This is a genomic window from Siminovitchia sp. FSL W7-1587, assembly GCF_037963795.1.
Taxonomy (GTDB): Bacteria; Bacillota; Bacilli; order Bacillales; family Bacillaceae_C; genus Siminovitchia; species Siminovitchia thermophila.
This window is the reverse complement of record NZ_CP150169.1, coordinates 699,435-712,733: the sequence shown is the minus strand read 5'-3', so window position 1 is coordinate 712,733 and position 13,299 is coordinate 699,435. Positions and strand designations below refer to the sequence as shown.

The window sequence follows — 13,299 nt, the reverse complement described above, 5'->3', positions numbered from 1 at the left end:
ATGTTTGAAACAATTTTGTATGAAGTTAGGAAATCCGCCGCATGGATTACGTTAAACCGTCCGGATAAATTGAACTCTTTCAATGCCCAAATGCACGCCGAATTGCTGAGCGCCTTTGAAAAAGGAGATCAAGATGATGATGTGCGGGCAATCGTCATTACGGGAGCGGGACGTGCTTTCAGCGCGGGACAAGACTTGGGGGAAGCCGATGCCGCCTTTGATTATGGGGAGCTGCTTACCAATCGGTACAACCCGATTATCTTGAAAATGGCCGCAAGCCAAAAGCCGATTGTTGCGGTAGTGAATGGTACGGCAGCAGGAGCGGGATTCAGCCTGGCCTTGGCTGCGGATTTCAGACTCGTGTCAAAAAAGGCCAGTTTTTTAAATGCGTTCGTGCACATCGGTCTAGTTCCAGATTCTGGAAATACTTACTATTTACCGCGCATGATTGGCCATGCAAAAGCACTTGAACTCATGATGCTTGGGGAAAAAATAAGTGCTGAACAAGCTGATCAATTAGGGCTTGTCACGAGAATGATTCCAGCGGATGGGTGGGATCATGAAGTATCGGAATTTTTGGATAAGATCGTGTCCATGCCGACAAAGGCCATCGCCATGATGAAAAGCAATGTGCAGAAATCATGGAACTCAACTCTTGAAGAGGTGCTTGACTTGGAAGCGGAAGCGCAGCGGTTGGCCGGCAGATCGAAGGATCATCTAGAAGGAGTACGAGCATTTGTCGAGAAGCGCAAACCTGCTTTTCAAGGGAAATAAAGAGCTTCTTCCGCACGTTTATTAACCTGCCAAACTTATTGACTATCTACCATAACCAGTGTACCATTACGATAATTATTGCCGTTTACATAGTGTGAAAAAGGCGATAAAATTTTAAATAGAGGGGGAACAAAGGTGAGCGTAAAATGGAAAAAAGGTTTAATGGCATTGTTTGGCGGTGCGGTCCTTGTATTGGCTGCATGTGGCAATAATACATCTGCCCCAGAGAAGGAAGAAGATAATAATGGAAAGCAGGAAGAAGGAAAAAAATATAAAATCGGTGTTACGCAACTCGTTGACCACCCATCTTTGAATGCTGCCTACGACGGTTTTAAGAAAGCCTTGGAGGATGCAGGATTAGAGGTGGAATATGATGAACAAAATGCGCAAGGAGATCCAAATAATAACACGACGATTGCCTCGAACCTTGTAAATGCCGGCGTTGATTTGATATTTGCCAACTCAACACCGAGCGCACAATCTGTCGCGAGCGCTACAAAAGACATTCCGATCGTTTTCACATCTGTTACGGATGCAGTCGGGGCTGAATTGGTCGAATCATTGGAAAAGCCCGGCGCTAATGTTACTGGAACCATTGACACCCATCCAGAGGCCATTCCGAATTCTGTTAAGTTTATTAGTGAAGAATTAGAATCCAAAAATGTGGGAATGGTTTATAACGCAGGGGAACAAAACTCGGTCGCTCAAGTAAATATCGTAAAAGAAACGATCAAAAAAGAAAATCTTGATTTGAACATTGTAGAAGCACCCGTATCAACCTCTGCCGAAGTAAAGCAGGCAACAGAATCATTGCTTGGAAAGGCTGACTCTATTTATATTATTACGGATAACACGGTCGTTTCCGCATTGGAATCTGTTATTTCGGTTGCCAATGACAACGAACTTCCACTAGTGGTGGGAGAATTGGATTCATTAAAAAAGGGCGGCTTTGCAGCATATGGTTTTGAATACTTTGACATTGGATATGAAGCTGGACAAATGGCAGTGAAGATTTTAAAAGAAGAGGACAAACCAGCCGAAATGCCAGTACAGGCTCCGCAAAACTTGAAATTAATGGTCAACAAGAAAATTGCGGATAAGATTGGAAAAGAAATTAAAGATGAATGGGAAGCTGAAATTTACGAAGGCAAATAAATAGATAGGAGATGATTCTAAGATGTTTGCAGCAATGTTTGGCTCCGTAGAGCAAGGAATCATCTATGCAATAATGGCACTCGGGGTATATCTTTCATTCCGGGTGCTCGACTTCCCGGATCTGACGGTTGACGGCAGCTTTGTCACAGGAGCTTCGGTTGCCGCCACGATGATTATCTTCGGGTATCATCCGGCAACGGCAACGGCTGTTGCCTTGGTCGTCGGGTTTTTGGCTGGTTGTGTCACGGGACTATTGCATACGAAAGGAAAAATAAACCCGCTATTATCCGGCATTTTAATGATGATTGCACTATATTCTATCAATTTGCGGATTATGGGTTTAACTTCTGATAACTCGGTCGGACGCCCGAATATACCTTTATTAAATTCTGAAACAATCTTTACAAAATTTCAAGTATTTTGGGAAAACCTGGGAATTGATGCCGCGTTGAACAATATGTTGTCATCCATTGGCGTTCAGCATATCCCTTCCACTTGGGGAATATTGATCCTTATGGCAATTGTAACAATTATCATCAAGCTGATTGCCGACTGGTTTCTTCAAACCGAAGTGGGGCTTGCGATTCGTGCCACCGGTGACAACAAACGAATGATTCGCAGTTTCTCCGCAAATACGGATTCACTTGTCATTCTTGGACTTGGCATTTCCAATGCGCTTGTGGCATTTTCCGGAGCATTGATTGCCCAATATGGAAAATTTTCTGATATTGGTATGGGAATCGGGATGATTATCATTGGGCTTGCGTCGGTCATTATTGGGGAAGCGATTTTTGGTACGAAAACAATTGTTCGAACAACGTTGGCTGTAGTAGCTGGTGCTATTATCTATCGAATTGTTCTTGGATTGGCGCTGCGAATCAAGTTGCTTGATACAGGGGATATGAAACTTATTACGGCAGTCATTGTTATTGCCGCACTTGTCATGCCGCAAATCATCGAAAAAAGAAGAGCAAACAAGCGGAAGGCCAAGTGGCACACCCAGCGAATGGCAGCTTTGAAATCGGCCGGAAAAGAGGAGGTAGAATCCGTTGCTGAAGCTCGAACAGATTAGCAAAATCTTCAATGAAGGGACACCTGACGAAAAAATAGCACTGGATCGAGTGAACCTGGAAATGGAAGAAGGCGATTTCGTCACAGTGATAGGCAGTAACGGTGCGGGCAAGTCCACATTAATGAACATGATTTCCGGTGTATTGACTCCGGATGTCGGGACAGTGGAAATTGGTTCCAAAAAAGTAACAAAACTGCCGGAATATAAAAGATCGCGATTAATCGGGAGGGTATTTCAGGACCCAATGGCTGGAACTGCACCATCCATGACGATCGAAGAAAACCTGGCGATGGCCTATTCACGCAATAAAAAGCGCGGTTTAAGGAGAGGTGTCGACAGGAAAAGAAGGGACTTTTTCCGTGCGGCGCTCGAAACGCTCCATTTAAACTTGGAAAACCGTTTAAATGCCAAAGTGGGGTTGTTGTCAGGGGGAGAGAGGCAAGCTCTATCGCTTTTAATGGCAACATTCACTCAACCGTCTATTCTGCTTCTTGACGAGCATACCGCGGCGCTGGATCCGGCAAGAGCGGAGCTCATTACGAACTTGACAAAAGAGCTTGTTGAAAAGGATCGTTTGACAACGCTCATGGTCACACACAATATGCAGCAGGCGCTTGATCTTGGCAACCGCTTGATCATGATGGATAAAGGTCAAATTATTTTGGAGGTTAACAAAGAAGAGAAAAAAGATTTAACAATAGAAAAGTTGCTTGGAGAGTTTCAGCGGATTCGCGGAGAACAATTTGCAAGTGACAAGGCGCTATTATCGAGTTAGGAGATATTTGCGTTTCTTGATTTTTAAATAAAAAAGGGAGGCTTCTTTATGATGTTCTCTCATTTTTATTACCCAATTTACATGATTTTTACCATTATTTTCCAAAAAAATATCCATTATATGCACTAAATGGTGGATAACTGTTCATAGAATGAAAGTAAATAAAGATCAAATCCTCGTTTTTTACAGAAAGAGATTGCGGAAAAAGGGGAGGTCAAGATGGGTTTTTTTGAACAGATTCATGAACATGAGCAAGTAGTTGTTTGCAATGATCCAAACACAGGATTGAAAGCGATTATAGCCATCCATAATACAACGCTCGGTCCGGCAACCGGCGGCTGCAGAATGTATCCATATCGTTCCTTTGAAGATGCCCTGGATGATGTTCTGCGCCTTTCGAAGGGCATGACATATAAATGTGCTGCCGCCGACGTAGATTTTGGAGGCGGGAAATCGGTTATCATCGGTGATCCGGCAAAAGACAAATCACCGGAACTATTCCGTTCTTTCGGAAGATTTGTAGAATCATTGAATGGACGATTTTACACTGGAACTGACATGGGCACAACCCCGGAAGATTTTGTTCATGCGATGAAAGAAACAAACTGTATCATTGGACTTCCAAAGGAGTATGGAGGAGGCGGAGATTCATCCGTGCCAACCTCGATTGGGGTCTTATACGGCATTCAGGCTACCAATGAGTTTGTAAGCGGTTCCAGTGGCTTGGGTAATCAAACATATGCTATACAAGGTCTTGGTAAAGTGGGATTAAAGGTAGCAGAGCAGCTGCTGGAAAAAGGTGCTGATCTATATGTGACAGAACTGAACGAGCGAGCGATCACCAAACTGGTGGATTATGGAAAGAGCATTGGAAACCCATCCATTCGAGTGGTTTCATCAAATGATATTTACGGAGTTGAAGCGGATGTTTTCGTTCCATGCGCCATTGGCGGCGTGTTGAACGATGAAACGCTTGACATGTTAAAAGTAAAAGCCGTTGTCGGTTCCGCGAACAATCAATTAAAGGAGGAGCGTCATTGCGCCGCACTGCAAGAAAAGGGAATCGTATATGCTCCGGATTATATTGTGAATGCTGGCGGATTGATTCAAGTAGCTGACGAATTGTACGGAGTCAATCAAGAGCGGGTATTGCAAAAAACAAAAGCAATCTACGATTCATTGATGGAAATATTTATTGTCTCGGAAAATGATAGCGTTTCCACCGTGGAAGCAGCCAATAGGTTTTGTGAGCAAAAATTGGCGGCAAGAAAAGCTGGAAATAGTTTCTTCGCGCGCAAGGTTCCGCCCAAGTGGCAAATCAAACATTAAAATCCGTGTCATCATCTAAAGGAGGAGAAGCATGGAGAACTTTGAAAAAGTCGTTTATTTGCAAGGTAATGGGAAGCTGGTCAAAGAAGAAATACGGGACCAAATATCTGACGAATTTCTTAGAAAGGTATATAGGCAGTTGACCTTAATGAGAACATTCGACAGAAAGGCTATTAATTTACAGAGGCAGGGGAGGCTTGGAACATATGCCCCGTTTGAGGGACAGGAAGCCTCACAAGTAGGCAGTGCCTTGGCCCTGCAAAATGATGATTGGATATTCCCGACATACCGGGATCATGCTGCTACAATGACTTTTGGACTTCCTCTTGAAACAGTCCTTTTATATTGGAATGGGCGCGCCGAAGGCTGTATCCCCCCTTCCGGGAAAAGAATTTTCCCTCCTGCTGTTCCGCTCGCAACTCAGCTTCCCCATGCTGCAGGTGCGGCGATGGCTGAACAATACAAAGGGACGAACAATGCCGTTATTGTATACTTCGGGGACGGTTCTACGTCAGAAGGAGATTTTCATGAAGGGATGAATTTCGCAAGCATATTTAAGGCGCCGGTGGTGTTTTTTAACCAAAACAACAAATATGCCATTTCTGTCCCGATCGAAAGGCAAATGAACTCCAGAACCATTGCCCAAAAAGCCGTAGCTTATGATATTCCCGGCATCCGTCTTGATGGCAATGATATATTCGCTGTTTATTTTGAAACAAAAAAAGCGTTGGAACGGGCTCGAAATGGAGAAGGCCCTACATTGATCGAGGCTGTTACATGGCGTTACGGTGCACATACAACTGCAGATGACCCGAGCAAATACCGTGACCAATCATTGAGCGAACAGAAGAGGGAAGAAGGCGATCCTATTTTACGCTTGGAAAGATATATGAAAAAAGAAGACTTGTGGGATGAACAGTGGGCCGCAAGTATTCAAATGGAAGCGGCTGATCAGGTTGAAAAAGCGGTTAAAGACATGGAAGCCTTCCCTGCTGCCGATGTGAATGATTTATTTGATCACGTATTTGAGGAAAATCCATGGACGATTCAAGAGCAGAAAAACAAATACTTTGACTTTTTGCGAGGTGTTACTTCATGAATGTATCGGCACCGGCTACTCAAAAATTGACGTTGGTTCAAGCGGTCACCGATGGGCTGCGCACGATGTTGAGGGAGCGCCATGAGATGCTTATGATGGGTGAAGACATTGGCGTGAATGGCGGAGTGTTTCGCGCAACAGACGGCTTAATGGATGAATTCGGCGAACATCGTGTCATTGATACGCCGATTAGTGAATCGGGGATTGTCGGCACCGCCATCGGCATGGCGGTAAACGGGCTGCTTCCGGTAGTGGAAATGCAATTTCTCGGTTTCATTTATCCCGCATTTGAACAAATCGCGACTCATGTTACACGGATTCGGATGCGGACGAACAGCCATTTTACCGTTCCGCTCGTCATAAGGGCACCGTATGGCGCCGGTATCCGCGCTCCTGAAATCCATTCTGACAGTGTTGAAGCATTTTTTACCCATATGCCGGGAATCAAGGTGGTCTGTCCAGCCAGTCCGTATGATGCAAAAGGCTTGCTCATTGCGAGCATCGAGGATCCTGATCCTGTTTTGTTTCTAGAATCCATGAGATCATATCGAGCGTTTCGAGAAGATGTTCCTACTGAAAAGTACACGGTCGAAATCGGCAAAGCAAAGAGGATAATGGAGGGCAATGATGTGACGGTCATTGCGTGGGGAGCGATGGTTCCAGTGGCGATTCAAGCGGCTGAACAAATGAAGGAACAAGGCGTCCATTGTGATGTGCTTGATTTAAGAACGCTATATCCGCTTGACAAAGACATGATAGCCGAATCTGTCCAAAAAACAGGAAGAGCCGTCATTGTTCATGAAGCGCACGCCACAAGCGGACTTGGGACGGAAATCATTACCCTTATTCAAGACACTTCATTTTTATATTTAAAAGCCCCGATTGAAAGAGTTACCGGCTTTGATGTACCTGTCCCATTTTATACACTGGAACAACATTATTTGCCGACACCCGAGCGTGTAATGAAGGCCATTGAAACAACAGTCAATTTTTAAGAAAAGGGTGAGTGTTTTTGGTCGATGTGAAATTTCATGATATCGGAGAAGGGATCACCGAAGGAGAAGTGATCCAATACCTTGTTAAAATTGGTGAAAAAGTGGAGGCGGACCAGCCACTTGTTGAGGTGCAGACCGACAAAATGACTGCTGAACTGCCTTCGCCGGCTCAAGGCACTATCACAGACATCAAGGTTCCCGAAGGAGAACAGATTACTGTCGGAACCACGTTGCTTGTCATTGATCCAGGCCAATCTGCAACCGTTGACACAAGAAAAGAAGAGGAACAAGCAAAAAAAAGCGTGCAAATCCAAGTGACTAAGCCTGCCAATAAGAAACTGGTTTTGGCCGCACCCTATACTCGAAAAATAGCTCGTGATCTTGGAGTCAATATAGAAGAAGTAACCGGAACGGGTCCAGCCGGAAGAATAACGGATGAAGATGTTTACAGGTTTACGAACGAATCAGTAGCGGGAAAAAGACAAGTGTCTCAGGAAAGTGCGTCCGCTTCTGCGCGGCGGGTGGAAACAGAAGAGGAGAACATCGTTCCTTTTAAAGGCCGGAGAAAAATCATTGCAGAGAAAATGGCAAAATCGCTGTTTACAATTCCGCATGTCACCCATTTTGAAGAAGCAGATGTAACAAATGTCCTAAACCTGGCACAGCAACTAAAGGAAGAAGGAGATCATGTATCTGTCGCAGCTTTTTTCATTAAGGCGGTTCAGATTGCGTTGCAGGACTTTCCGGTATTCAACGCTGTACTGGATGAGGAGAACGAAGTAATCAAAATGAAAAACCATTGCCATATGGGGATTGCCGTTGATACGGAAGAAGGGCTAATTGTCCCAGTGATCCGTCATACAGAACGTAAATCCATCAAACAAATTCATGATGAGATGAAGCAACTTATTCAAAAAGCGCAAGAAAACCGGCTGAACCCGAAAGAAATGTCCGGCAGCACTTTCACAATCAGCAATGTAGGACCGCTCGGCAGCATTGCCGCCACTCCTATTATTAATTATCCGGAAACAGGTTTGATGGCTTTTCATAAGGCGAAAAAACGCCCGTCCGTTGTCAATGATGAGATCACGATCCGGTCCATGATGAATATATCGATGTCCTTTGACCACCGTGTAGCCGATGGGGCAATGGCAGTGGCATTTACGAACCGATTCGTCCGCTTAATCGAAAATCCGGCTAAAATGTTATTGGAGTTGATGTAGAATGGTCGTAGGAGAACTAGTTCAAGAAAAAGAATTGGTCGTAGTCGGCGGTGGACCTGCCGGCTACACTGCGGCCATTAGAGCGGCACAGCTCGGCAAAGAAGTTGTCATAATAGAAAAAGAAAAAATCGGCGGAGTCTGCCTGAATAAAGGATGCGTTCCGTCCAAAACATTGGTTCATGCGGCCAAGCAAAGCGGACGCTTGCAAAAAATGAAAGAGTTGGGCTTTTTGTTTGATGACCCGTCATTTGAACTATCCACTTACCATCAATATAAAAACAATATCATAGACAATCTCAGAAAAGGCGTCATGGCGCTGTGTAAAGCACATAAAATTGAGATCATAACCGGAAAAGCCTATTTCCTTGATCATGAAAGGATCGGAGTGGAAAACGGGCATCAATACGAGACAATCAAATTTTCCCAAGCGATCATTGCTGCGGGAGCATACATCAAGGAAGATGAAACTAACCGGATGCTTTCTTCTTATCAGCTGTTTAATCCGGAAAACCTTCCCGGAAAATTACTTCTTATCGGCTGGAATTACCTTGTTTTAGAAGCTGCGTTCGCTTATTCCGGCTTGGGATGTGATGTGACGGTTCTTGCCACAAGAGATGACAGCGGCTTTTTGGACGCTGAAATTGAAAAAGAGTTGATAAGACTGCTGAAGAAAAGAAAGATTGATCTGCACCTTGATGTAAAGAATATTCGCTGGCATATATCAAACAATCTAATTGAATGCACTTTCAATAATGCCAACGGGGAACGGCGTGAAGTGACCGGAACTCATATTTATTCTCAGGAAGAGATTAGGGGCAACACGGACGGCTTGGGTGTGTCCCGTCTAGGAGTGGAGTTGGATGATCAAGGTTTTATTGTCGTGGATGAGCAATGTCGAACAAACAGGGGAGGCATCTTTGCAATTGGAGATGTGACAGGGCCGCCATTACTTGCTGTAAAAGGAATTCGCCAAGGGAAAACAGCCGCTGAAATAGCATGTGGGAAAACGGGTGAGGTTGATATGACATGGATGCCGACAGTCATCCATACAGACCCGCCTATCGCTTTTTCAGGATTTACCGAAAGTGAAGCAAAAGAAGCGGGTTTTACAATTAAGACGGGGGTTTTCCCATTAACCGCCAACGGATACGCGTCATTGACGCAAAATAAGGAGGGGATGGCAAAAGTTGTGTTTGACGACCAATCGGACCGGCTTTTAGGTGTACACTTCATTGGGGAAGGGGCAGTCGAGCTTATTTCAAGCGCTGTACTCGGTTTGGAGATGGGGGCAAGGGATGAAGACTTTCTATTTCCATTTTATCCACATCCGAGCACAAGCGAATCTTTATTGGAAGCTGTTGAACAAATGAAAGGCCTTGCCATTCACCAGCCGCCAAAAAAACTAAAACAAAAAGCCTGATCATTTGATCAGGTTTTTTGTTTTAGTTCCAATAGTTTAGGATGGAACCAAGTATGCCCTCTCAGCAGGAGAAGGTCGGCTCCGAAAGTGTATCTCTTACAAAGCGGGCATGCTGCCTATTTGATGAGAAGGCGAGGGCGGTATTCCCGAGTGAGCATAAGGAGCGGAAAGACGTTGACAAACTTGCTGCACCCGAACCCTCTTGGCATTGCCAAAACGCCAAGCTGTTGGCAAAAATGATTAGAACATTGGTTGTCTGCGCTCTGAATGTCGGGAGCAAGCTTAATGCGGCAGGAAAGCCAACTGGTAGAAAAATAGGACAGCAAATATATATACTAACGGATGGACATCCCGCCACTTTCCTTTTACGATCTTTAAGATTGGATAAGAAATAAATCCGAGAGCGATGCCTGTCGCAATGCTGGAGGTTAAAGGCATACTCAATATAATTAAAAACGCGGGAAATCCTTCATCAATTTGTGACCAATTTATTTTTGAAATAGCCCCCATCATCATGCTTCCGACAATGATTAGCGCAGGAGCAGTAATTGCGGACAGTTCGGAAACGGCACTTACGAGCGGGCCGAAAAAAGCCGCAATGATAAATAAAAGCGAAACAGTCACAGTTGTCAGACCTGTACGGCCGCCGGCAGCGACTCCGGATGAAGATTCGATATAGGCGCTTGTCGGGCTTGTACCGACCATGGCCCCGATCGTAGTGGCCACAGAGTCAGCCAACAGTGCCTGCCGTGCCCGGGGAAAAGTATTGCCCTTCATCAGTCCCGCTTGCTGAGCAACACCGATCATTGTACCGGTGGTATCGAAGATAGTTACAAGCAGAAAAGAGAAGACAACCGCAAAAAGAAAATGTTCCGCCACTTCGCTAAAGGCGGACAATGGGTTGGTAATCAAGATTCCTTCAGGAAGCGATGGCATTTGTACAAAGCCCTGGTCAAAATGAAGCTGGCCAGTAAAAAAGGCTGTTAAACCTGTGATGACCATCCCGATAAACAAGGCTCCATGTATATGAAAAGCCAGTAAAACGATTGTCACGAACAAGCCTAAAAGTGCAAGCAAGACAGGAGGAGAGTGAAGATCTCCCAAGGCTACAAGGTTAGTTGGATGAGCCACGATCAGACCGGTGAGTCTCATTCCGATAAATGCAATAAAAAGTCCGATTCCCGCCGTAATACCATGTTTCAAGTTTGCAGGTATGGCTTCGATCAATACTTTGCGAAAAGGTGTCAAGGATAAAATAATAAATATGATGCCTGCAACAAATACAGCAGCAAACGCCGTTATATAAGATATGTCGTGTGTTTCGACAACGGAATAAGCAAAATAGGCATTCAATCCCATACCCGGAGCAATCGCGATCGGGTAATTGGCCGCCAGCGCCATCCAAAGTGTTCCGGCAACAGTCGCGATGATCGTTGCAGTAAACACTTGATCAATAGGCACGCCGGCATCTTTTAAGATGATCGGATTGACAACAATAATATATACCATCGTTAAAAAAGTCGTCATTCCTGCAATGATTTCAGTTCTAACATTTGTTTGATTTTCCTTTAATTTAAACATAGGTGACCTCCAGTGCATCAGGCAGCTCGTTTTTATCGGCTGCCTCATTAATATAAACAACAATAAACGAAGTGTAGTCAGTTTCTTTTACGCCAAACAATTTTAGGAACAACGAAAGAAAGATAAGTGGCGCCGCTCATGGTGAAAAAGGAACCTAGATCCATATTTCTCTCTGGATGAAAGGGCCTCATCGTGAGTTAAAACAAATTAACAAACGATCTTATTTTAGCTTATTTGCGGGAAAGTTAAAAGCTTCTGTCGAAATAAATATGTGAACAAATAGTTAGCACTATACAACGGATCAATATACAATGAAGAAAATGGGAGAAAGGGTGATGGAAATGGTTCAACATTTGCAAAGTGTAAAAACATTACATAATGGGATCGACATGCCGTACCTCGGACTTGGGGTTTACTTAATGAAGGAGAAAAAGAAAGCGGTTAATGCCATAAGATATGCATTACAATACGGATACAGGTCGATTGATACGGCAAAAATTTATGAAAATGAAGATGTTGTCGGAGAGGCGGTAAAGGATTCTGGAATTCCGCGGGAGGAGCTGTTTATCACCACTAAGGTATGGAACACGGACCAGGGCTATGACAACACTTTGAAAGCATTTGAAGAAAGTTTGAATCAATTACAAATGGAATATGTGGATTTATATTTGATTCACTGGGCCGTAAAAGATAAGTATGTGGACACGTGGCGTGCGCTTGAAAGGTTATATGATGAAAAGCTTGTCCGGGCCATTGGCGTTTGCAATTTCCAAATTCATCATTTGGAAGATTTGGCCGTCCGCAGTAATGAAAAGCCTGTCGTTAATCAAATTGAACTGCATCCACGGTTGACACAAGAACCGCTTCGGGAATATTGCCAAGAGCATGATATTGCTGTCGAAGCGTGGTCGCCTCTTGCCCGCGCACGTTTGCTTGAAGAACCTTCTCTCGTTGCGCTTGGCAAAAAATACGGAAAAAGCAGTGCGCAAATTATTTTGCGCTGGCACTTGCAAAACGGAAACATCATTATTCCAAAGTCGATCAATAGCAATCGTATCCGTGAAAATGCGGAAATTTTTGATTTTGAACTTTCACTCAAAGATATGAATGAAATAAATGGATTGAACCTGGACGAAAGGTATGGCCCTCATCCTGATCATTTTAACTTTGATTAGTTAGTGATTGGCCGCCTATGCCGCTTGTTAATCGATTACCTTACTTTCCCAACGATCTGTAGGCTTTTCATATGTTATTCTAATGGGGAGAACATTCAGAGCATAAGGCAGGTTTTCGGATATGAAGGTTGTATTTGCGGCTACACAAGAACAGAAGGAAACAATAAGCAGTTTGCTTGACGATTTTTATTCATCCATTTTACCTTCTTATTTTCAAGACGATGATATTTACACGTTTTGCGAACTGAATATATTGAAAACACCTTCTTTTGAAGATTGGCCCAATAGCGCATCGGATGCGTTGAATGTGATTGCGGCGCTGCAAGTCATGAAAACATTATTGGAATTGAGAAACATCGACTCACATAATCCTCATTTGGAAAGTATTTTTTACAAAAACAAAAAGATTTTGGAAAGCCATGACATATCATTTCCTTTCACATATTCACAGTACACACGACAAAAAGGGCTGAGTCACTCGTTAAGCATTTTTACGCCTGCATACAACGATTTTTTAATTTGAAACATACACTTTTCGGCTGTTGAGACAACCGAACGGCTTTGGCTTATTTTCACGGGGCTAAGGCCGTTTACACGTTTTGGATTGTCCAACCTGACGGTCTCAGGAACATGAAAATGGCTCCCCTGCACTGAATCCAGTTTGAATAGTGCAGGGGAATCTTTTTCTGGCAAGCGCTTGT

Annotated in this window: 12 protein-coding genes; 11 read left to right on the top strand and 1 reads right to left on the bottom strand. The window is 44.0% G+C overall.

The window, feature by feature from the left end:
- The 9 genes from NST31_RS03425 to NST31_RS03385 all read left to right on the top strand — a co-directional run bounded on the left by NST31_RS03425 (position 1) and on the right by NST31_RS03385 (position 9,842).
- The gene (locus tag NST31_RS03425) at positions 1 to 774 is read left to right on the top strand and encodes an enoyl-CoA hydratase-related protein (protein WP_077112195.1); all 774 of its coding nucleotides are present in this window, start codon (positions 1 to 3) and stop codon (positions 772 to 774) included.
- A 162-nt stretch (positions 775 to 936) separates the two neighbouring features.
- On the top strand, positions 937 to 1,929 hold the full coding sequence (locus tag NST31_RS03420; RefSeq protein WP_077112410.1) for an ABC transporter substrate-binding protein: 993 nt from the start codon (positions 937 to 939) through the stop codon (positions 1,927 to 1,929).
- A 22-nt stretch (positions 1,930 to 1,951) separates the two neighbouring features.
- Positions 1,952 to 3,001 carry an ABC transporter permease gene (locus NST31_RS03415; RefSeq protein WP_077112197.1) on the top strand — a complete coding sequence of 350 codons (1,050 nt, stop codon included), beginning with the start codon at positions 1,952 to 1,954 and terminating at the stop codon, positions 2,999 to 3,001.
- Positions 2,979 to 3,776 carry an ABC transporter ATP-binding protein gene (locus tag NST31_RS03410; protein WP_077112199.1) on the top strand — a complete coding sequence of 266 codons (798 nt, stop codon included), beginning with the start codon at positions 2,979 to 2,981 and terminating at the stop codon, positions 3,774 to 3,776. The genes NST31_RS03415 and NST31_RS03410 overlap by 23 nt, the downstream gene beginning before the upstream one ends.
- A gap of 219 nt (positions 3,777 to 3,995) precedes the next feature.
- Positions 3,996 to 5,105 (top strand): Glu/Leu/Phe/Val dehydrogenase, encoded by a 1,110-nt coding sequence (locus NST31_RS03405; protein WP_077112200.1) that lies wholly within the window; start codon positions 3,996 to 3,998, stop codon positions 5,103 to 5,105.
- Between the two features lie 31 nt (positions 5,106 to 5,136).
- The gene (gene pdhA, locus NST31_RS03400) at positions 5,137 to 6,204 is read left to right on the top strand and encodes a pyruvate dehydrogenase (acetyl-transferring) E1 component subunit alpha (protein WP_339163880.1); all 1,068 of its coding nucleotides are present in this window, start codon (positions 5,137 to 5,139) and stop codon (positions 6,202 to 6,204) included.
- The gene (locus tag NST31_RS03395) at positions 6,201 to 7,199 is read left to right on the top strand and encodes an alpha-ketoacid dehydrogenase subunit beta (RefSeq protein WP_339163877.1); all 999 of its coding nucleotides are present in this window, start codon (positions 6,201 to 6,203) and stop codon (positions 7,197 to 7,199) included. Before pdhA ends, NST31_RS03395 begins: the two co-directional genes overlap by 4 nt.
- Positions 7,200 to 7,216: 17 nt before the next feature.
- Positions 7,217 to 8,422, top strand: a complete 1,206-nt coding sequence (locus tag NST31_RS03390; protein ID WP_339163874.1) for a dihydrolipoamide acetyltransferase family protein — start codon at positions 7,217 to 7,219, stop codon at positions 8,420 to 8,422.
- 1 nt (position 8,423) lies between these two features.
- Positions 8,424 to 9,842 (top strand): NAD(P)/FAD-dependent oxidoreductase, encoded by a 1,419-nt coding sequence (locus tag NST31_RS03385; protein ID WP_339163872.1) that lies wholly within the window; start codon positions 8,424 to 8,426, stop codon positions 9,840 to 9,842.
- Positions 9,843 to 10,124: 282 nt separating this feature from the next.
- Here NST31_RS03385 and NST31_RS03380 read toward each other — a convergent pair whose 3' ends face one another.
- Entirely contained in the window at positions 10,125 to 11,423 is a 1,299-nt protein-coding gene (locus NST31_RS03380) for an NCS2 family permease (protein WP_077112210.1), read from the bottom strand.
- A 341-nt stretch (positions 11,424 to 11,764) separates the two neighbouring features.
- Here NST31_RS03380 and NST31_RS03375 point away from each other — a divergent pair, with 341 nt between their 5' ends.
- Both NST31_RS03375 and NST31_RS03370 read left to right on the top strand, forming a co-directional pair.
- On the top strand, positions 11,765 to 12,598 hold the full coding sequence (locus NST31_RS03375) for an aldo/keto reductase (protein ID WP_077112412.1): 834 nt from the start codon (positions 11,765 to 11,767) through the stop codon (positions 12,596 to 12,598).
- A gap of 121 nt (positions 12,599 to 12,719) precedes the next feature.
- Positions 12,720 to 13,121: a DUF5365 family protein gene (locus NST31_RS03370; RefSeq protein ID WP_077112212.1), complete on the top strand. Its 402-nt coding sequence runs from the start codon at positions 12,720 to 12,722 to the stop codon at positions 13,119 to 13,121.
- The last annotated feature ends 178 nt before the right edge of the window (positions 13,122 to 13,299 follow it).